This window comes from Microvirga sp. P4_A5 (genome assembly GCF_056402495.1).
The window spans coordinates 1-20669 of record NZ_JBFUHH010000056.1 but is presented as its reverse complement, the minus strand read 5'-3'; the positions used below and the strand labels follow the sequence as shown (position 1 = coordinate 20669).

General features: G+C 59.1%; 20 protein-coding genes. 2 read left to right on the top strand and 18 right to left on the bottom strand.

Annotated features, from left to right (window positions below):
* Position 1: 1 nt before the first annotated feature.
* From AC1DVM_RS14885 to AC1DVM_RS14855, 7 genes are all read right to left on the bottom strand, one after another.
* Positions 2 to 997 (bottom strand): type II secretion system F family protein, encoded by a 996-nt coding sequence (locus tag AC1DVM_RS14885; protein ID WP_477255427.1) that lies wholly within the window; start codon positions 995 to 997, stop codon positions 2 to 4.
* 26 nt (positions 998 to 1023) lie between these two features.
* Positions 1024 to 2523 carry a CpaF family protein gene (locus tag AC1DVM_RS14880; RefSeq protein WP_477255425.1) on the bottom strand — a complete coding sequence of 500 codons (1500 nt, stop codon included), beginning with the start codon at positions 2521 to 2523 and terminating at the stop codon, positions 1024 to 1026.
* A 48-nt stretch (positions 2524 to 2571) separates the two neighbouring features.
* The gene (locus tag AC1DVM_RS14875) at positions 2572 to 3558 is read right to left on the bottom strand and encodes a CpaE/TadZ family protein (RefSeq protein ID WP_477255423.1); all 987 of its coding nucleotides are present in this window, start codon (positions 3556 to 3558) and stop codon (positions 2572 to 2574) included.
* Positions 3559 to 3952: 394 nt separating this feature from the next.
* Positions 3953 to 4741 carry a Flp pilus assembly protein CpaB gene (gene cpaB / locus AC1DVM_RS14870; protein WP_477255421.1) on the bottom strand — a complete coding sequence of 263 codons (789 nt, stop codon included), beginning with the start codon at positions 4739 to 4741 and terminating at the stop codon, positions 3953 to 3955.
* A gap of 63 nt (positions 4742 to 4804) precedes the next feature.
* Positions 4805 to 5314, bottom strand: a complete 510-nt coding sequence (locus AC1DVM_RS14865; protein ID WP_477255441.1) for an A24 family peptidase — start codon at positions 5312 to 5314, stop codon at positions 4805 to 4807.
* Positions 5315 to 5412: 98 nt separating this feature from the next.
* Complete coding sequence (locus tag AC1DVM_RS14860; protein ID WP_477255419.1) at positions 5413 to 5586, bottom strand: Flp family type IVb pilin; 174 nt, start codon at positions 5584 to 5586, stop codon at positions 5413 to 5415.
* Between the two features lie 317 nt (positions 5587 to 5903).
* Positions 5904 to 6083, bottom strand: coding sequence for a Flp family type IVb pilin (locus AC1DVM_RS14855; RefSeq protein WP_477255417.1), 180 nt, complete (start codon positions 6081 to 6083; stop codon positions 5904 to 5906).
* 217 nt (positions 6084 to 6300) lie between these two features.
* Between AC1DVM_RS14855 and AC1DVM_RS14850 the strand changes: the two genes are divergently transcribed.
* Positions 6301 to 6483: a hypothetical protein gene (locus AC1DVM_RS14850; RefSeq protein WP_477255414.1), complete on the top strand. Its 183-nt coding sequence runs from the start codon at positions 6301 to 6303 to the stop codon at positions 6481 to 6483.
* Between the two features lie 919 nt (positions 6484 to 7402).
* On the opposite strand, the gene AC1DVM_RS14845 is transcribed toward AC1DVM_RS14850, so the two are convergent.
* The 3 genes from AC1DVM_RS14845 to AC1DVM_RS14835 form a co-directional block, all read right to left on the bottom strand.
* Positions 7403 to 8365 (bottom strand): phosphatase PAP2 family protein, encoded by a 963-nt coding sequence (locus AC1DVM_RS14845; protein WP_477255412.1) that lies wholly within the window; start codon positions 8363 to 8365, stop codon positions 7403 to 7405.
* 113 nt (positions 8366 to 8478) lie between these two features.
* Complete coding sequence (locus AC1DVM_RS14840; protein WP_477255411.1) at positions 8479 to 9297, bottom strand: sterol desaturase family protein; 819 nt, start codon at positions 9295 to 9297, stop codon at positions 8479 to 8481.
* Positions 9298 to 9306: 9 nt separating this feature from the next.
* Positions 9307 to 9927 carry a methyltransferase family protein gene (locus tag AC1DVM_RS14835; RefSeq protein ID WP_477255409.1) on the bottom strand — a complete coding sequence of 207 codons (621 nt, stop codon included), beginning with the start codon at positions 9925 to 9927 and terminating at the stop codon, positions 9307 to 9309.
* Between the two features lie 679 nt (positions 9928 to 10606).
* On the opposite strand from AC1DVM_RS14835, the gene AC1DVM_RS14830 reads away from it, so the two are divergent.
* Positions 10607 to 10876 carry a PilZ domain-containing protein gene (locus AC1DVM_RS14830; protein WP_477255407.1) on the top strand — a complete coding sequence of 90 codons (270 nt, stop codon included), beginning with the start codon at positions 10607 to 10609 and terminating at the stop codon, positions 10874 to 10876.
* 506 nt (positions 10877 to 11382) lie between these two features.
* Here AC1DVM_RS14830 and AC1DVM_RS14825 read toward each other — a convergent pair.
* The 8 genes from AC1DVM_RS14825 to AC1DVM_RS14790 form a co-directional block, all read right to left on the bottom strand.
* Complete coding sequence (locus AC1DVM_RS14825) at positions 11383 to 12816, bottom strand: diguanylate cyclase domain-containing protein (RefSeq protein WP_477255405.1); 1434 nt, start codon at positions 12814 to 12816, stop codon at positions 11383 to 11385.
* Positions 12817 to 13058: 242 nt separating this feature from the next.
* The gene (galE, locus tag AC1DVM_RS14820) at positions 13059 to 14063 is read right to left on the bottom strand and encodes a UDP-glucose 4-epimerase GalE (RefSeq protein ID WP_477255403.1); all 1005 of its coding nucleotides are present in this window, start codon (positions 14061 to 14063) and stop codon (positions 13059 to 13061) included.
* Between the two features lie 334 nt (positions 14064 to 14397).
* Entirely contained in the window at positions 14398 to 15327 is a 930-nt protein-coding gene (locus AC1DVM_RS14815) for a dihydrodipicolinate synthase family protein (protein WP_477255401.1), read from the bottom strand.
* Positions 15324 to 16739: an FAD-binding oxidoreductase gene (locus AC1DVM_RS14810; protein ID WP_477255399.1), complete on the bottom strand. Its 1416-nt coding sequence runs from the start codon at positions 16737 to 16739 to the stop codon at positions 15324 to 15326. The genes AC1DVM_RS14815 and AC1DVM_RS14810 overlap by 4 nt, the downstream gene beginning before the upstream one ends.
* A 17-nt stretch (positions 16740 to 16756) precedes the next feature.
* The gene (locus AC1DVM_RS14805; RefSeq protein ID WP_477255397.1) at positions 16757 to 17446 is read right to left on the bottom strand and encodes an aspartate/glutamate racemase family protein; all 690 of its coding nucleotides are present in this window, start codon (positions 17444 to 17446) and stop codon (positions 16757 to 16759) included.
* On the bottom strand, positions 17443 to 18114 hold the full coding sequence (locus AC1DVM_RS14800; protein WP_477255395.1) for a flavin reductase family protein: 672 nt from the start codon (positions 18112 to 18114) through the stop codon (positions 17443 to 17445). Before AC1DVM_RS14800 ends, AC1DVM_RS14805 begins: the two co-directional genes overlap by 4 nt.
* Before the next feature lie 3 nt (positions 18115 to 18117).
* Positions 18118 to 19377 (bottom strand): hydantoinase/carbamoylase family amidase, encoded by a 1260-nt coding sequence (locus AC1DVM_RS14795; protein WP_477255393.1) that lies wholly within the window; start codon positions 19375 to 19377, stop codon positions 18118 to 18120.
* Positions 19374 to 20669: dihydroorotase (locus tag AC1DVM_RS14790; protein ID WP_477255391.1), on the bottom strand; the 1296-nt coding region annotated here is incomplete at its 5' end. The genes AC1DVM_RS14790 and AC1DVM_RS14795, both read right to left, overlap by 4 nt.

Here is a 20669-nt window from a genome sequence, read left to right as displayed (position 1 = left end):
CTCAGAAGTCAAAATTGATCATCTTGCGCATCATCAGGATGCCAAAACCCATCCAGATCGCGGCACCCGCAAGGACCATCTTGCCGGCAAAAGTGGTAAACAAAAGCGAGATGTAGTCAGGTGACGAGAGATACAGGAAACAGGTAACGACCACGGGAAGGGAGCCGATAATGCCAGCCGAGGCTTTCGCCTCTGAGCTCATCGCCTTTATCTTGCCGGCCATCTTCTTGCGTTCGCGCAGGACCCTTGAGAGGTTGCCGAGAGCCTCGGAGAGGCTGCCGCCCGAGCGGCTCTGTAGCGAGATGACGATGGCAAAGAAATTGGCTTCGGCGACCGGGATGCGCTCCGCAAGCCGCTGCACGGCTTGATCGATCGGAACGCCGAGGGTCTGATCGTCAAGGATGGTCTTGAATTCGCTGCGCACTGGCTCGTTGGCTTCACTCGCGATCATTCTCAGGCAGTCAACGAGCGGCAAACCGGCTTTGACACCGCGTACAATCACGTCGACAGCATTCGGGAATTCGGCTGTAAACGCCTGGAAACGACGGGCACGTTTCTTGTTCACGTAGAAGTGCGGCAATAGAATTCCACCCGCGAACCCGAATGCGAGCGCAGGAAGCGGACTGACGCCAAAGACCGCCGTCGCAACAACGAAGGAAAAGCCGGCGGCGATGATACAGCCAAGGAAATACGTTTTCTTGCTCCAGCCCAGACCCGCCTGACGCATCCGAATTGTAAGCGACGGTTTGACGCCCTGCTTGGCCTTCTGCTGTTCCTCAAGGTTTCGCAGCGTTGTTTCGATCGAACGCTTCCTGCCACCCTCATCGGTACCTACGGCGCGGCCAACGGGGCCGTCCCAGGTCGCAATTGCAGCGAGCCTCCTGGAGGCTTCCGAGCGCCGGCCTATGCGCGAATAGAGCACCGAGATAACGAGACCGCCGACACAGAGCGCTGCGAGGACGGCTGCGAAGAGGGGAACAAGCTCCGGCGGCAGCATTCATTTAGCTCCCAAGCGCGCCGGCATCACAGCGCAACTTTCTCGGCCGCGTCGAGCGCCGCCGCAAGGCGTTTTTCTTCGCCATAATAACGCGCCCGATCCCAAAAACGCGGCCGGCCGACGCCGGTCGAACGATGCTGTCCGATGACATTGCCCTGCGCATCTTCGCCGAGCAGATCATAGATAAACAGATCCTGGGTCGTAACGACATCTCCTTCAAGACCAAGAACCTCGGTAATATGTGTAATCCGGCGCGATCCGTCCCGCAGGCGCGCGGCCTGAATGATCACGTCGATCGAGGAAACGATCATTTCGCGGATAGTTTTCGACGGTAACGAGTATCCGCCCATTGTAATCATGGATTCAAGACGGGAGAGGGCCTCACGCGGCGAGTTGGAGTGAAGCGTGCCCATCGAGCCGTCATGCCCGGTGTTCATCGCCTGGAGTAGGTCGAAGGCCTCGGGGCCGCGCACTTCGCCGACGATGATGCGCTCGGGGCGCATGCGCAGGCAGTTTTTGACGAGATCGCGCATCGTCACCTGGCCCTCGCCTTCAAGATTCGGGGGGCGAGTCTCCAAGCGGACAACGTGTGGCTGCTGCAACTGCAGCTCGGCGGCATCCTCGCACGTGATCACGCGTTCGGCCGGTTCGATAAACGCGGTCAGGCAATTCAGCAATGTCGTCTTACCCGAGCCAGTCCCACCGGAGATAAGGACGTTGCACCGGACCCGCCCGATGATCTGCAAAATTTCCGCGCCTTCCGGCGAAATGGCGCCAAATTTGACGAGTTGATCGAGGGTGAGCTTGTCCTTCTTGAACTTGCGGATCGTTAGTGTCGGACCGTCGATGGCTAAGGGAAACGCAATGACGTTGACGCGCGAGCCATCGGCGAGGCGCGCGTCGCAGATGGGACTGGACTCATCGACCCGTCGACCGACTTGGCTGACAATGCGCTGGCATATATGGAGCAGTTGAGCGTTATCCCGAAATTGGATATCGGTTCTTTGTACCTTGCCGTTGACTTCAATGAAGACCTCATTGGCGCCGTTCACCATGATGTCGGCGATGTCGTCACGGGCCAGCAGTGGCTCGAGGGGTCCATAGCCAAGCACGTCATTGCAGATGTCGCGGAGGAGATCGTCCTGCTCCGAAATCGACATCACGACCTTTTTCGCCGTGACAATATCGGTGACGATCTCCCCGATGGAGTCCCGCGCTTGGATAACCTCCATTTTTGCAAGCTGCGAAACGTCAATCGCCTCGACCAATGCGGCAAAAACCTGGCCTTTTAGCAGGTAGTAATCGTCCGACTTCGCGGCCTGGGGGCGGGGCGCAATTGCGGCGTCCGACGTCCGCGGGACCTTCGTAGTGGAAGCAGGAGCGCGGGAGCCGTTCGACCGGATCAGCGTGGGCGCCTTGCCGACTGCTGCATCCTGAGACCGCTCCAGCGTTTCGACGTTTGGCGCCCGCTGCGGCAGCGGAGTTCCGGCCGGCCTTTCACTCTGGAGGGTTCGTTTGCCGAACATGATCGAGATTCCCTGTCCTGTTGCGCGTCGGTTCGCGGCGGCCTGGATCTATGCGTTCTTTGCCCCGAGCTTCATCTTTTTCATCATCAACCCGAGACTGAACAGCCCTTTGGGGCGGCGTGACTGGTGGGGTGCGATGATGGCTGCGATCTCGTTAAATATTTTCGATGCCGGCGCTTTCGCTGAGACGTCGCCGACCATTTGACCCTCGTTGGAGGCTTTTCCAAATAGGTGCGGATCAAAAGGGATACAGGCAAGCAGTTCAAGTTGAACGGCTTTGGAGAACTCTGCGGGCTTAATCTCCGGCCGCTTCGGCATTCCAACCTGGTTTAAGATGAGCTTTGGTGGTGGATCATGAGGCCGAGCCTGCCTCAGGAATGTGATGAGGCTCTTTGCATTGCGCAGATTGGGAAGATCGGGAACGGCCGTGATGATGATCTCGTCGGCGCCGACCAGCACCTTTCGCGCCCACGCATTCCACACATGCGGCATGTCGAGGATCAGGAACGGTACGCTTGCTTGCGCGATCTCGATGAGCGGATCCATCGCGTCCTCGGAAAGATCATAACACTTGTCGAGCGTGCCGGGCGCGCGAAGGAGACTGAGGTGATCGCCGCACTTGGCAAGCAGGCGGTCGAGCAGAACCTCGTCCAGCCGCGTTGCATCCGAAATGGCTTCCTCAACGCCCTGTCCGGCGTCCAGCTTGAAATCGAGGCTCGCGGTGCCAAAGGCGAGATCCATATCTGCAATCACGACGTCGGAGGCGCGTTGCCGCGCGATCGTCCACCCCACATTGTGCGCGATGGTCGAGGACCCGACGCCACCCTTGACGCCCACAAAGGCGTATGCCTGTCCGAGCTTGCTCGATGACGGCTCACTGTATATTCCAGAAACCGCAACGATAAACGACACGGCGTCGAGTGGCGCAAGCAGATAATCGCTGACGCCCCGCTTGGTCAACTCGCGATAAAAAGAAACGTCGTTCGCGTGTCCGACCGCCATCACCTTGGTGCCGGGATCGCAGACCTCGGCCAATCTATCGAGTTGGGCGAGGAATCCCTCGGGCGTCGACCGGCTCTCGATGACGATGAGCTGCGGCGTTGATTCCGTTGAGTAGCGGAGGACCGCGGCAGCGATGCCGCCGGCATATACGGCGACGTGCGCGCGCGACATGAGGCGGTCGGCAGCCGCGCTCTCGATGGCCGTCGCGACATCGGGACTATCGCAAAAAGCTTCGATGCGGATGTGCGGGATGCGCGTTGTTTCCCGACGATGCGCGCTCTCTGGGAGCGCCGTCGTCATCGCCTCCAGCCGCTGCGCAAGGGATCGCGCTTCAACCGTGTCTGTGCCGAGAGGCTCTGCTCGTGTCGTCGATACGAAGTCGTTCATTTACGCTCACTCGTCCCCGTAACGCCTTCGGCGTTGTGCATCATTGAATAGCCGTGCCCTCGCTCCAGACCTTGACATCCTCGCTCTTCCCGGCACGGAAGACGCGCACATTGACACTGCTCTCCCGGGCGGAGACCGACTTTTCGTCGAGATCCGCGATGGAGCGCAGGGCGAGTGAGAGGGTGCCGGCGGCCTGGGCCGACGCAATGATTTCTGCCTCGGGTGGGCTGACTTCCAACGTCGCCGTCTTGCCTACGACCACCAACTGGCCCTTGGTTTCGTCGGCCTTCTGATCGACCGCCAGCACGCGAACGTTTCTGAGAAGCGTGCGGCTCGTGTTCTCGGGCCTCCCTCCGCCCGAACTTGTGATGTTCTGGATCACGTCGACCCGATCATTGGGCAAGATGAAGCCACCGGCTGTGCTTTCAGCGGAGACGCGGATGGCCACGGCGCGTTTGCCGGGCGGCAGCATGGCGGCGAGCATGCCGGCGGCACCGCGCGCGATCTTTTCTTCGCGGATCGGTTCACCGGCAACGAAATGGCTGCGCACGAGGGCTCCGGTGAAGGAGGTCACGGCATCGGGCTTGGCTTCGCGGCTGATAGACCCGACGCTGAGGGAATCTTTCGGCCAGGATTGCCAGCGCAGGCTCTTCTCATCGAGGGCCTGACCTTGAATCAGCTCGCTGGCTGCCACCAGTACGTCCACCGTTGTTTGCACAACCGGCGCAGCCGGCGCAATCGCAGCCTCGGGGGTCCGGCTCGACAGCACGAGCCAACCAGCAAGGCCGCCGGCGCCGATTGCAACAAGAAGGATGATAACTCGAAGCATGGTCGAAACCCCGTCTTTGGTCAGCGAAGGAAATTCATGGCGGGATCTCGTCTCGTGTTCACGTCACGCCAGAGTTTTCATCCAGTGCGTCGCCGGGAAGACAACAAGCGCCGCAATCGCGATAGCGACTCCATAAGGAACACCGGTCTCGGGTGCATGCAATCGTGTGATCCAGGGCACGGTCAGACATTGTGCGGGCAATACCATTAAGCGAAACTGAAGAAGCGCGATCGTCAGCATTCCCCCGAACAAGGCCGTATAGAGAACGTAGGCGAGAGCGTGATCCGCGCCGAGCCACAATGCAATCACTGCCGCGAACTTGGCGTCGCCCCCACCGATCCAGCCGAGCCCGAACAGAACGAACATTCCAATCAGAACGCCGGCGGCGAGTGCAACGCTCCAACCGATGTCCGTCCACCCAATACCGGAGAGCGGCGCCAAGGCTGCGTAACTCGCCAGAAGAAACAGCACAAGCTCGTTGCGGATCTTCATCGTCACGAGGTCGGCCGAGCCCGCCCAAACTATCCCCACGATGAAGCATAAACTTGCGGCGTATGACGCGGCGGCGGACATCATCATCAAAAAACTTTTTGACTACGCCCGCGTAGGGGAGTTAGTTGCGCCACAGCGGAGAGGGTTGCGACCTCTCCGCCTCTGATGGAAGCGACCTATTAAGGCGCGGGTGTTAGCGCAGTGGCCACCGAAGTGAAGGTAGTGGACAGTTTAGTACCGACAGAGGTCACTGCGATAATAATCACAACTGAGATGAGACCGGCGATAAGGCCGTACTCGATGGCGGTCGCGCCAGATTCGTCCTTCACAAACCGCGTAACAAGAGACTTCATGATGTTAGATCCTTGACCTGGATGGAATTGCGCTGCTGACCCCGCAGCCTCGGCACAAGTTCCTGATCTGGAATTCATAGAACCAGATCCCCAGCCCTTGTGTTGCCCTATTTGTCTCTAATCTGCCAACTGAGTCGATTCGGCTTAATGGTCTAGGCCTCCGCCCATGCAACATCAGCCATATGACCTAGTCCGTTCGTAAGGCTTAGACCGTTCGGTCGACGCCTGCAGCCATCGCAAGGTAGCGATTCAACAATTTACCAGGCTAGGACAAGAGGAACGGGACTTTGCATCAGGAGGTAGAGCCTCTCTGAACGCTAGCCCGTCAACGCAGCAATGACTGCATCCCTGATGCTCCCGAACAGGCTATGTAACTGCGGAGCCATAAGCATCAGCGCGCCCACGATCACGACGGAAACAAGGCCAGCTATAACCCCGTATTCGATGGCGGCCGCTCCGGCTTCGTTCTTCATGAAATGCGAGACAAAAGACTTCATGACGTCTGATCCTTGACCTTGGACGGGACTTCGCAGGTTCGGCATGGGTAGCAGACCCTGGATATGCCAAACAAAGTCGCAGTCTTTCGTGCTCCGATTTTACGCAACAGAATGACTGGGTCCATTCGGCCATATGACCTAGTCCTGGCTGGGATCCGTGCGCCGAGTTTTGCAACCTTCCCAAGATCAAATACCATCAAGGCACGGGAGGCGACTGATGAACAACATCGCATCAACCATCGGAGACGCCGTCTGCGTCGGAGTCAACGGGTTCAATATCAGTTTTCTGAGTTCAAGCTGTACAGCAAGATCAAGCACCATCACGATTGGCTACCTTGCAATGGTTGCGATTGCGATCACCGTGGTCACCCTTCTCGTAAAGTCCCGACGGCCCGCTTGAGCGGATCACGACCAGCCAGCGGCGCTGCCCCGTCCGCCGCTTCTTCGCTTTATTTTGGGCCGATGCACAGTCTTCAGCAACTCGAGATGTGCCAGAACCGTGAAGCCCACAGTGGATTGGGAGAACTCCTTCCGAGGTAGCCCCTACCGACTGGCATGAAAACAGAGACCCTCGAAGCCGTAGATATCTCCAAGATCCTGAGCGAGGCCATGCAATCTTAACTGTATGGCTGTCGCGGATCGGAATGCCCGCGTTTCAGTGCCCTTGAATAGAACGATCTCGAGGCGTTCGGGAGTTTTGCGAAGAATGTTCAGGATTCCGCGCATCATGGAATCGCTGAAGCCTGTCTTTTCCCGGAACTCGAAGCTCCCATCGTCAAAAAAGAGCACCGCCGGATAGATTGGGAGCGATGGAGCTTTCTGATCCAGAGACCACCCGCGCACGATGGCACTGCCTTGGGACGACGCGTTAATACTGGGACTACGGGGGATGTCGCCGATCTGGAACCGGACCCGGCGGACGCCCCGCTCACAGGTCAGGAAAAGCAGGCCCTGCCTGTCCCGACGCTTGCCCTGTTCAGGGACTGTGATGTCCGTCCGCAGAAGCACAAAGTCATCGGACAGGCGTTCGAGCTGCCAACCCTGTCGGCCGGCTTCAAAATCCCGCGCGTGGGCCTGACCCGCTGCCAAGAACCCCAATATAACACAAAGTCTTTTCATGGAATGTGGCCGGTGGCGAGAGAGTGCGGGGAAAGCTTAAGCCGCAGCCTGACTATTTCAAGTTTGGACAATGTGGCGATGAGCCCCCCACCCGATAACGGTGGGCGTCGGCAAACGCGGTGGCAACGGTGAGGCACCGCCTCGACATGCCCCCGGGGCAATACTCGCCGGGCTTGTGGTTGAAATCTGAAGCCCACCTCTTAGGMATTCCCTGACCTGAAGCGCGGCACTGGCACTCGTCGAGCATACCGCCAGTGTGCAAGGAGCTGACTCAGGCTACGAGCTATCAAAAGAGATAGAATTGCAATAACTATACCCGCGCCTAAATCGACAAAGTAGTGGCCGCCGTCAATGGGGGTGCCAGCAATCAAGGCTAGGTTAAGGACTACGCCCGGCCAGCGCAGAAGCGGAACCGACCAGAATGCTATCATGAAGATGACGGCCAGCGCCGCATGGTAGCTCGGAAAAGTAATGATCCCTTCCGCCGCATCGAGATTCAAGGCCCGTAGCGTTCCGTCTCTTAATCCTTGAATGTGTTCAACGTGAACATACGCGGCAGTGGGGGAAAGATTGGGAAAATCCGCCGGTTGGAGTCCAAGATGAACATACATCGCCATCGCGGGCATCATTGCCGAAATGAGAATACATGACACGCCTGACAGAATGACTGCCAAGATGAAGCTGCTTAGTTGAAAGAACCGCSCTGTGAAACCAAGCGCCAAGCAGGAAATAATCATCTGGGGTAGTAAGCTTGCATAAGCGATCTTGAGTAGCATGCCGACGAAAGGATAGTCATTGACCCAGGCAAGGTATGCTAGCCAATCGAGACCAAGGTTCTTATCCCATGCGTAGAATTTTGCGTCCCAAAACGGCAAGGCGAGACTTGCGGAGAGATACGACAGTGGTGCGGTTACTGCCGTAAAGATAGTGAGCAGCAGAACGCTTGACAGCGCGGCTACAATCTTAGCATCGCAGCGATAAGTCCGGTAATACCAAAGAGGGCCGCAGAGTGCCAGAATGCCCAAGAGAGCATCTTGAGTGCCTGAAAAGTCAATGAGGAAATCGGACAATATAATCCAAACAGCATCAACCGCAGCAATGATGCCAACAAGCAACCAGCTGGCTACATTCTGTATACTGCCATTTTGTTCGGAATAGTTCATCTTCCCTCGGCTGGCTATATATTATCCTGATACCTTGGCCCTTGGTTCATGGTCAAGACACAGAGTTACGAGCAAGCGTTCTCGTCGGCATGTGCCTAGTGTAAGGACAATTTTTACAAGTCCGTAGCTTCCTCCGGCGAGGCATTCGGTTTGCCTCCCCTGGAGCGGGTATTTTGCCGGAACGGATACGCCAACTGCGAAAGGTAATTGGCAGGAACCGGGTCATTCGTCCCGTACCTGCTTGGCATCCGACCCTTTGGCATATGGGCGGTGCGAAACACAACGTCGAGGACAGAGAGTTGTCCAGCAAAGTTCTTGTCATATGCTTCCCGGTGATTGGCGTGGTGCCAGTGATGGAACTCCGGGGAGGCCAGCAGCCAGCGCAGAGGGCCAAAGCTGATCTTGATGTTTGCGTGAAGTAGGATGGAGTGCCAGCCGTATATCAGCCCAAAAATAGCAATTGGTATTTCAGAAAAACCGAGGGCAAAAACCGGGAGCAGGGAGACTCCCTTGGTGATGATCTGATCGACCGGGTGAACACGATGAGCTGCCAGCCAGTCCAGTTCCTCGATACTGTGATGCACGGCATGGAACTTCCACAACCAAGGGATTTTGTGGAAGGCAACATGGGCAGCGTAAAAGCCGAGGTCCGCCAGAAGGATAACCTCCAGTGTCTGGAGCCAGTATGGTTGGCTCGCAACAGCGCGCCTGATCGGCGCAGGCACTAGCCACTCGGCGCTCACAACGGTGGCGAGAACGATAACCGAGACACCAATGGCTATAATGGGACCGTTGGCGATGTAATAAAGAAAGTCGTTCGCCCAGCCCCGCCGGAACAGCTTTTGTCCTTGCCGCATTGCAAGAAGACGTTCTGCTGGAACAAACACAACAATCAGCAGCAGAAGTCGTTTGAGATCAGGTAAATATTCCATAATGCGCCTTCAGAAAACGCCCGGGATCAGTCGATAGTAAACTTTCTGGGCATAGATTTTGTACATGGGATCTTGGAAAAGTGTACGTTCCTCGGCTAGGATCCTGAGAATCTGAAGCACGAAAGCGGCGGCGTAAATCGCCAAATTCCAGAGTAGCGGATTGGCCAACAAAAACCCCACCTGCGTCACCACGTAACCAAGATACATGGGGTGACGAATAAATCTGTACGGCCCCTGCGTTTTTATGCCCCGATTCGCCGCGATGATCCCGAAGCTGCGCCGAAGTGAGAGCTTGGCACAAAAGTTCATTGCCACTCCTGCGAGCATGAGAGTTCCCGAGAGGGCGACCGGCGCTAGCGGTTCTCCTCCAGGGGTGACCAGAAGCGGAAGGGTGGTTCCAGCCACTGCGACGCACCAATCCATAGGGCTTAGTGAAACCTCGCTGGCTGTCCTTCTGACAACAATAAATCCGATAACGAGACATTCGGAGAGCAACAGCAGGAGATAGACGGCTGTCTCCGTTGCCAAGTAGGCCTTCAGTAATCGCAGGGCGAAGAAGCCAAAAAACGTCGCCGCAATCGCCCGTTCAATAAGATCGAGTGCGAACGGTAAACTGACTGAGCGCTTCATAAGCCATACCTAAACTTAGATTGGGAAAGCTTCTACAGTTGGGGCATGGTTGGTGCAACCTTGCCCCAGGTCCGCCCCCCAATCAGGCCTTTACCACGCACTCTGGATGCTTATGGTTAATTATTCCTAACTACGACGGATGCCATAGTCATGGAGAACGGGGATTTTAATGCGGGGTGGTCGGAATCCTTTACGCTATCCGATCGGGGCGAAAAGGACCTCCATGTGATCAGCATCGACGGTTCCGCACCATTGCTGAGCGCACCAGTCACTATCCCCCCAACGAGACCAGCCCGCGTTCCCCTACCCGAACCTGCCGGGAGCTGATCGCAAGGGTTGCTGGCGGAACCGGCGCACCGATCTTGACCAACCTGCTTCCGATGGGCCTCGGAAGTGTACCGGCACCCGGTTGGGCGATCGCGCCAATGGACGGCCTTCGCCTTTGTCCAGAGCGCACTCCTTGTAACGGTCACGGCCGTGCGGGGTCTGGCATAGCCGGCACCCGCACCGATGCTGCTGCTTCAACGTCTTCCGCTGTCTTGCTCAAAGGTGCTCTGCCCGGATCGCCGCGACGCGGCATGGCGGCTTCGTCACGCTGATCCGGCTCGATCTCACGTCTTGACCAGGACGCTTCGATTGTGACTATTGTCCAGCGTCAAATATTTTGCGGAAAGACCGGATGGAAAATCGTCGTTTCGGCAAGCGGTGGCCCACCGCTTTAAGCGGGCTGATCATCTTAAATGACGCCGCCCCGCCTCTTCACTGCACTGTGCGAGATATGTCAGACAACGGCGCCCGGATCTCGTTTCCCCAACCGGTCGTGATCCCATCGAAGTTCGAACTGACGATTGGGAGAGGCTTTGTCGCTTCCGCCCGGGTGGTCTGGTCCCGTGGAAACGAATACGGGTTGATGTTTGCGCAGCGACCGGACACCAGGGCAAGGCCGTGAACCGGGAGGAGGTCCTCAGGCGCGAACTTAACTTTGTGGATGATCGCCACCTCCGGCCCTAGACCGTCCAGGTCGACCAGTGTCCTGGTCTGAGATGGCCTTCCCTCGCGTAGGCCGGCACGTAGCACGCTGAGTTGCGCCGGGTGCCCTGGATGTGCACTGCCTTTAGAGGAGCGGTGTCGGCACCCAGCTGAGGTCGTCGAAGGCTGAAAGGTCTGCCGGAACGTGCCGGTGCGTAGACCGGTCGATCCATCACGAGATCATTTTCGTCGCGAGGCTTGGGAACAGTGTCCCGCTTCCGCGTCTGTTTTCCAGGAAGTGATACACTCGTCGCGAAGCGGTGCCCGCCAAGCCCCAATGCCGCCACCGTCCACCATGGTATCGAAGGGCAGCCGCATGCGACGCATGATAATGCTCCACGTCGCACCGACCACGAATACAGTAGCGCCCGCCAATTCGTGCACACGACCGCAGTTCATCGCAGTGCCGTTCCAGAACGACACGGTTTAGCAGCATATTTTGAAAGCGTTCTTGCCCGCTGCTTTTGCCGCGTACAGCGCCGTATCAGCCCGGATGAATAATTCTGCAGGCGTGCATCCATCAACAAGTGCGACGCCGACCGAAGCCCCGAGCATCAGCGCGTGGCCGCCGATCTCGATCGGCTTTCGCATCGCACCCAGGATCGTTTCAGAGACCTGCGCGATGGCACTTTGATCGAGATGCGATCCCAATAGCACTGCGAACTCGTCGCCTCCAATACGGGCAACAATTTCCGCCTCTCGGCATACAGTGGCAAGACGAAGAGCCACCTCCTTCAGGCACTCGTCCCCAAGCGCGTGACCGTGAGTATCGTTAACCTGTTTGAAGCCGTCGAGGTCGATCAGCAGCAAAGCGCCCAGGCCATTGCGTTCCGGTGCGTCGTCAATCAGGTCCGAGAGCCGGGATTGGAACTGGCTCCGGTTTGCAAGCCTGGTCAGAACATCGAACTCCGCCAGATATCGGGTCCTCTCCCACAAGAGCTTCTCGTCGGTAATGTCCTGCTTCATCCCGAAAATTCGAACCGGCACACCACCCTCACACTCCACTGTCGCGGTAATCCGCACCCAACGCCGGCGGCCTTTTTCGGTGATAATCTCTGCATCAAGCCCGAAGCCGCCACGTTCCCTGATCGCCTGGCTGCGGAGTGCGGTAAGGGCCTTCAACGACGTCTCAGTATAGCATCGCAGCGCCTGGTTCCGCTCCAAGGGCGATCCGCGCGGCAGGTCGAACATGTCGTAGACGGCATCGGTCCAATGAAGCCTCTCGCTCGGCAGATCGCATTCCCAAACGCCGATTTTCGCGGCGGCGGAAGCTCGCTCGAAGATCTTTTGGCTATGAGCCAAGGATGCCGCCTGCTCGCTGATCAGTCGCGCCTGGGTGTCAATCTCTTCTCTCAAACGGGTGATCAGCGTGGCATCGTGTCGCCGAACCACAATCGACGCGGCACAGGCCGCGAGATCCGCAAGCCGGCGCGCCTGCGCGGCCGACATCTGGCGCGGCCGGGTATCGAACAGCCCCAAGGTTCCAATGATCCGACCGGGCTCGCGCGAAAGCGGAACCCCGGCATAGAAACGGATGCCTGGCGCACCGCTGACAAGGGGCTCGCCGTTGAAGCGCTCGTCGAGATGCGTATCCGGCACCACGAAAGTGCGTCCAGCAAGGCGGGTACGGACACAGAATACGGTCTCGCACTCCGCCAAAGTAAACCCTGCGCCCGAACGAGCGGTGATTTTGACGGCCCCATCATCGACGGAATGGATTGACGCAAGACTGACGCCGAAGCTTAACCGAACGTGGTCCAGCAGGTCTTCAAGTTCGCCGGCAATGCCACACGATCCGACGCGAACTTCTCTCTCTGGCAACCATCGCGGATCGGTCTCGGTCGATAGGACGTCGGACATCTAAAGCGCGTTTCCCTCTGTCCTGTGGTCACCCGTTAGTCAGTGGCGTCGAATTCAACTGGTCCAAGAAGGGGATCAAGTTCGTTCGCTTGGCGAAGGCCGCTCCTGGGAAATATTCCACGCATTCATTCTGAAACGCAAGGGACGGACCAGATGGGGATCAAACTGAGCGCGTTCCGCAGAATTGAAAGGAAGACAGATCCAGCCAAGGATCCGCGATCACGTGCCGCCTCGCCACGTCGCTAGGATCCCTCTCCCGATTGAACCTTGGCTTGGGCGAGTTGCGCCTCCCAGGCAAGAGCGTGCGCGATGATCTCTTCCAGATCGTCGTGGGCGGGGTGCCAGCCGAGCACCGCGCCGATGCGATCGACGCCCGCGATGAGCATCGCCGGGTCTCCCGACCGCCGCGGGCCTCGCACCGTCGGGAAGTCGGTTCCGGACACCCGCTTGACCGCGTCGATAACTTCCAGAACCGAATGCCCCTTTCCGTAACCGCAATTCAGCACGACGCTTGCTCCGCCGGCGGTCAGGTAGTCGAGGGCGCGAAGATGCGCATCCGCGAGGTCGGAGACGTGGATATAATCGCGCAGGCAGGTCCCATCCGGGGTGGCATAATCGGTTCCGAAAATATCCACGTGACGACGCTCCCCCACGGCGGCCTGCGTGGCGACCTTGATGAGATGCGTCGCCCGCCGGCTGGATTGTCCGCTGCGGCCAAGCGGGTCTGCTCCCGCCACATTGAAATAACGTAATGCCACGTAGTTGAATGGATAGGCGGCTGCCGTGTCGCGAAGCATGGTCTCGGTCATCAGCTTCGACGACCCGTAGGGGGAGAGCGGTTGGAGGGATGCCGCCTCGGGTATCGGGTTTTCTGAAGCATCGCCATAGACCGCTGCGGTCGATGAGAAGATGAACTTGCCGATGCCGTGCTTCACTGCCGCAGCGATCAGGGCACGCGATTTCACCGTGTTGTTCAGATAATAGCCCAGCGGGTCCGAGACCGAATCGGGGACGACGATCGAACCGGCGAAATGAGCGATGGCTGTGATCCCGTGGGCGCCGACGATCTCACCGACCAGCGCCTCGTCGCCACAATCACCCTCCACGAACGGGACCTCCGGGGGGACCGTCCGACGGAGGCCAGTGCTCAGGTTATCCAGCACCACGGCCTTGCGTCCGGCATCCGCAAGAGCAAGCACCATGTGGCTTCCGATATATCCCGCGCCACCCGTCACAAGCACTGTCATATCCGGACCTTTTCTACGAATTGAGCGAGCAGAATTGAAGGTACTATCAGCCTCACGGTTTCATCGCCACAGGCACCCCCCGACGCCGACATCCTCACTGGCGAACGTTTTCGACGGCGGATCGATGCTCGTCGCCGGGCCTATCCCATACGAGGCTGCGCCTTTCCTCACCAACAGATCTTGTGATCGAGGCGGATTCAGACCTGAGCGTGCGGGCTTGAGTTCTGGCGCAAATTAAGTCGACGGAGCTGAGCGCGCACTTCGTTCCCGGAACAAGTAAGCACGCCCGACCTTCGACAACACGGGCGTGCGCGGCGAGATATAAAACCTGCCGTCAGGTGATGTCTCGCAGACGGCGCTCCTGCCGCGCGACGAGGCGCTCGATATCGGCGATATCGGCGCTTGACAACTTTCCGCCCGGCTTGCGGAGCGCACCGGATGCAATGGCGCCCCGCTTTGCCAGGGTATACTTGCGGATCGTGAGCCCAAGCCCCGGTTGCTGTTCGTAGCGCGCCAGCGGGAGGTAGGCGTCGAACAGGTCGTGCGCCCGCTCGACATTCCCGGCCGCATGTGCCGCCGCCACGTCCACCATCATTTCAGGGTAGGCAAATCCCGTCATCGCGCCGTCAGCCCCGCGGCCCATTTCTTCCGGCAGGAACATGCCTCCGTTGCCGACCAGAATCGAAATCCGCCGGACGTCGCCTCTCTCGCTTGCCTGCCGCAAGGCAGTGATTTTGGCCAGGCCCGGCCAGTCCTCATGCTTCAGCATCACGCAGGTCGGCAACGCCTTGATGATGCGAAGGATCACCGCAGCGGAAATCTGGACATTGGTGACAAGTGGGAAATCCTGCAGCACGAAGGGTGTCGCCCCGAGCGTCTCGGCCACCATTTCATAATAGGAGTAAATCTGATCATCGGTTCTCAAATGGGAAGGCGGCGCCACCATGACGCCAGCCGCACCCTCCCCCATCACGCTCTCGCTCAATTCGCGCATGGGCGCAAAACCTGGAGCCGAGACACCAACGACGACCGGCAACCGGCCGGCAACGCGCGCCAGGACGCGTTTCACGAAGTCGCTCGATTCCGAAGCGGTCAATTTGGGTGCTTCGCCCATCATGCCCAGCACGGTCAGACCCGTTGCGCCTTTATCAAGATAGAAGTCGACCATCCGGTCCGTGCTCTCGAGGTCCAGGGCACCATTATCCGCAAATGGTGTCACGGCGATCACATAAACGCCGGCCGCATTTTCGTTCAGCAAAGTCATGACTTTTCCTTAGTGCTTGACGTTCCCGGCAGAAGCTTGCCCGGATTGAGGACGCCGGCTGGATCGAAAATGGATTTGAGAGCCTGCATCAATTCCAGTTCGATCGGCGCCTTGTAATACGGAATCTCGTTGACGCGAAGTTGCCCAATTCCGTGCTCCGCACTGATCGATCCGCGACAGCGCTCAGTCTGGTCGTGGACGATCCGGGTCAGCGATGGAGCGAGGGCGGCAAAGTCGGCGTCGCTCGTACTCTCCGCCTTCAGTAGGTTATAGTGAAGATTGCCGTCGCCCAGATGACCGAACACGACGTGACGAACCCCCGGTGCAACCCCGGCAACCGCCGCATTCGCGCTCGCCATAAAGTCTGCCATCCGAGCAACAGGGACGGACACGTCGTGCTTCGCAGCCTTGCCCTCACGAACCAGAGCCTCTGAAATACCCTCCCGCAGCCGCCAAAAGGTTCTGGCCTGAGTCGCATCCTGCGCGATTGCAGCGTCGAAAATGATTTCGGCCTCTGCCGCATCGACAAGAGACGCCTCAAGCCGGGCACCAAGCGCAGTATCATCATCCGTATCGGAAAGCTCAACAAGCACGGCCGCAGGCGGGACGGCGGGGAAAGGCAGCCTCACATCTGCAACATGCCGGACCACCAGTTCAACACAGTCTCCGGCCATGAATTCAAATGCGGTCAGCCGATCGCCGCAACGTTCTCTCACTCGCGCAAGAAGCGACAATGCAGAATCGACATCGCGCAGAGAAACAAGCGCGGTGGCGCGCGCCTTGGGCTCAGGGAACAGTTTCAGGACCGCTCCCGTAATCACACCAAGCGTTCCTTCCGACCCGACGATAAGATCACGCAAGGAGTAGCCTGTATTATCCTTGCGCAAAGCTCTGAGGCCGTCCCAAATTCGGCCATCCGCGAATGCCACTTCGAGGCCGAGGGTCAGTTCGCGCATGGTTCCGTAACGCAGTACCGCGACGCCGCCCGCGTTGGTGGCGAGGTTACCGCCGATCGTACAACTTCCCTCGGCGCCCAAGCTCAGTGGAAAGAATCGGCCGGCTTCCTTCGCCGCCCGCTGGACAGCTGCGAGGATCACCCCGGCCTCGACCGTCATTGTATTGCCGATAGGATCCACATTGCGGATCTTGTTCATGCGGGTGAGCGAGAGCACGATTGAAGCACCTGTGGCATCAGGCGTCGCGCCCCCGGACATGCTGGTATTGCCGCCTTGCGGCACCACCGCAACTCCGGAATCGCGGCAGGCGGCCAGCACCGACGCGACCTCCTGCGTTGTCGCGGGCTTGACGACTGCCACGGCCTTCCCGCGATATTTCCCAAGCCAGTCCTGAAGGAATGGCGCTTTGTCGGCATCATCGACGAGGACATTCTTATCGCCGACGATCGCAGCCACCTGCTCCTCGAAACCCCTCACGACACTGTTCCGCTCAATGGCCGTCCGCCCCAGCCAAGACGCACCCGACCCATTGCCATCGTGACCGCCGCCTGCGTCGGTTCAACGATCGGAATTCCGAGCTCTTGCTCCAAGGGTGCGCGGAAGCGCGCCATTCCGGCGCATCCCATCACCAGTACGTCGGCTCCGTGAACGTCGCGGAGGCTGCGCCCCACATCCACCATGCGGCCAAGCGTGCGCTCGCCATCGGCGAGTTCGGCAACGCCGAGGCCGATGGAGAGGTCGCCAGCGAACCGATCAGTCACGCCCATGGCACCGAAATAGCGAAGGTGTCGCGGAATCGATGTTGGCAGAATGGCGATCACGCCGAAGCGCTGGCCCAGCGTGAGTGCCGTCAGCACGCCACATTCGGCAATACCCAGCACGGGGCGGTTGCTCTGCTCGCGGAGCGGATACATCCCAGGGTCTGAGAAACACGCAATGACGAACGCCGCGGCGTCCTCTTCAAGCGCGGCTGCGCGCTTCAGCAATGGCGCCACGATACCATCCACATCGCGTTGCGACTGAATGCCCGGCGGGCCGTCGGTCAATGTAAGGCACGCGATCGCGGGGCCGTCTGTCGAACGCAGCGGAGCAACCGCCGTGTCGATGCCGGCTGTCACTGCCTCGTTGGAATTTGGATTGATGACGTAGATCGTTCCGCTCATGTTTCACCTGGTTCGCGTTGGGTTCGCAATCCTTCGCGCTGCGAGCGCCATGCTTCGAAGCTTTGTCGCGGCACCTGGAACCGATCGCGGGTCGTTGTGTACCAATCGGCACCGTGCAACCTTGCCACGAGATCGAGACCATCGACATCGACATGGAAATTTTCATCCACCAACCCGTCGCGAACGTGCAGGTGAACGATCTCACCCACCACGAGGTTACGGTTGCGCGTGCCGAGCGAGAGCGAGACGGTCTCGCGACACTCAAGCTGCACGGGCGACGACGCTATGCGGGGTGCGCTGACCTGTCGACTGGCCTCCGGAACCAGACCGGCGGCAGCCAATTCGTCCATTTCTGCAGGGAAGTCGATGGCGCAGATATTCATCGCTTCCACGAGCGCCCGGTCGACGAGATTCACCACGAATGCTCCGGTCGCCCGAATATTTCTCATGGTATCTTTCAGCGGCGCTTCATCCGGTGATCGCCCTTCGATGCCGAGCACAACAAGTGGAGGGGCGTGGCTGAAGACATTGAAAAAGCTGAATGGCGCCGCGTTGGTGCGACCGTTCGCGTCGACGGTCGTCACCAATGCGATCGGTCGAGGCAGAACCGTGTTCACAAGGAGTTTGTAAAGATTTCTTTCCGAAAGTTCGCTTGTGGCCCAGTGCATCGCCTACTCCAAAAGCATGTCGAGATGACGCACGGTTTCGGCCAGCACGCGGGCGCCATCGGCCGCCTGGCTCTTTTCGATCGATTCCTCTGGAGCGTGGCTCCGACCGTCCAGGCAGGGAWCGAAGATCATGCCGATCGGCCCGGTTCTGGAGATAAAGACGCCGTCATGTCCGGCGCCGCTGGGCAATTCTCGATAAGAAAGTCCGAGCTCGGACGCTGCCTTCCCGATGGCACCGCGAATTGCCTCGGAGCAGGGTGTCGGAGAGACATTACTGATCAACTCCGAACGCACGCTCAGGCCAAGATCCCGCAGATTGGCAGAAAGATCACCCAATAGTTCTTCACCGAAGGTCGAGAATGAGCCCTCGTCACCTGATCGAACTTCCAGGATCATCTCGACGCTTCCTGGAACCGCATTCGCCGCATTGGGCGTGACAGTGATGGTGCCGATCGTGGCCACGAGTGGTTTGTCGCCGCCAGAGAGCTTCAGCGCTCTCTCATGAACGTTCTCGATGACGCGTGCTGCGCCCACCAGCGCGTCGGCGCGCAATGGCATCGGTGTCGCGCCCGCATGGTCTGCGCGACCGGTGATCGTGATCCGCTCGCGACGGATACCGACGATGTCCGTCACGATGCCGATATCAATCCCCTCGCTTTCGAGAACGCGCCCCTGCTCGATATGAAGTTCCACATAGGCCGCGGTGTCGCCTCGGTCGCGCTTGATGGACGAAAGTTCCTCGGGGCGCCCACCGACGAATCGTAGCCCATCTCGAAGGCTCATCCCATCGAAACGCGTGAGATCCAGCATTTCGGGCGAAAGCGCGCCGGAATAGGCACGACTGCCGATGCAGGATAGGCCGAACTCGCTCGGCTCCTCGGCGAGAAAGTCGTAGATTTCCAGCGGATGGCGCAGCCCGACACCGCGCTCCACAAGCCCCTGTGCCACTTCGAGGCCCGCCAGAACTCCGAGAATTCCGTCGTAACGCCCACCGGATGGCACCGTGTCAGAATGAGAACCGATCACGATTGGTTTCAAAACTGGCGCGATCCCGGGTAGGCGCCCGAAAAGATTTCCCCCGGCATCGATTTGCGTCTCCAAACCCGATGAGCGAAACTCATCTTCGAGCCAGCGCCGGCCTTCCAGAAAACGGGGCGAAAACGACCGTCGTGTCCACGGGCGGTCGGGATCGGTAATCCGTGACAGCGTCTCGATCCGGCGCCAGAGCCGATCGGCGTTGATGGGCATCACAGTGCGTTTCACGGGGATGGCCGGAGGAATCGCCCGTCTCCGGCTGCGTTGCGGATCGTCGAGCCATCCCAGGCCAGGGTCCCGCGCACGAACGTGGCGGCGACACGGACGGTGAATTCGCGTCCCTCAAAGGAACTCCAACGGACGGCAGACAGGCTCTTCGACGGATCGAAGATGAAGCGACCGGGCTCCAGCACGACGATGTCGGCATCCGCCCCGGCGGCGAGGCGCCCCTTGTCGGCAAGCAGGAATGCCTTTGCGGGACCTTCGCAGAGTTGCTTGACGACCATCGTTGGCGAAATTCCATGTTCCTCACACCCTGTCCAGAGGGCCGGCAACAGCGTTTCGATACCGGGGCCTCCCGACGTGTTTTTGAACACATTCGGATCGCCTTTCTTCTCAAGGCCCCACGAGACGTGATCGGACGAGATGAAGTCGCAATGTCCGGCTGCGAGATGGCTCCAGAGCAACTCGCTCTCGGCCTTGGACCGAATTGGCGGATAGTGCTTCACCTTTGCGCCAAACCTGCGTACATGCTCCTCTTCGTTCAGCATGAAGTATTGAACGCAGCTTTCAATGGATGCCTTGTGCCCGGCGCGCTTATACATATTTGCGATCTCGAAGCCGCGGGAGGTCGAGACGTGAACCGCATGAGCACGCGCACCCGTCTCGGCACCGATTTCATAGATCCGCGCCGTCGCAAGATTTTCGATCAGGTGCGTATGGGCGCGGCCAAACGCGTCCGGTCCGGTATCACCTGCCTCGATCAGGCGCGCAATGTTGCGCCGTGTCATCTCCTGATCCTGATTATGCACGCCGCAGAGTAGTCCGGTGGGCGCAAGTCTCGTGAACGCTTCGTACAGCGTGTCGTCGCCAATCCGGGGGAACCGCGTCGGATTTGCCTCGAACGTCGAAAATTTGAAGGCGCAAGCGCCCGCGTCAACGAGGCCTGGGATGGCATGAAGGCCGTTCTCCACCGTGATGGTGGCGTAAAGCGCCACATCCACGTGAGCATCCCGCTCGACGGTCGCAACTTTCTCGTTGAAGAGCGCCGCGCTCGTGACAGGTTCTGGCTCGTCATAAGGCATGTCGACCATCACCGTGACGCCGCCCGCAGCGGCTGCCCTCGAGCACATCCCGATGCCTTCATGGTTGGCCTGACTGCCGGAATGAACCTGACCGTCGATGACGCCCGGAATGATCCAGTGGCCGCGGAAATCCTGCATGTCGCGCGCGGATGGCGGCGTTCCGGTTCCGACAGCCGCGACCTTGCCCTCCGAGACGGCGACGTAGCCGTCTTCGAT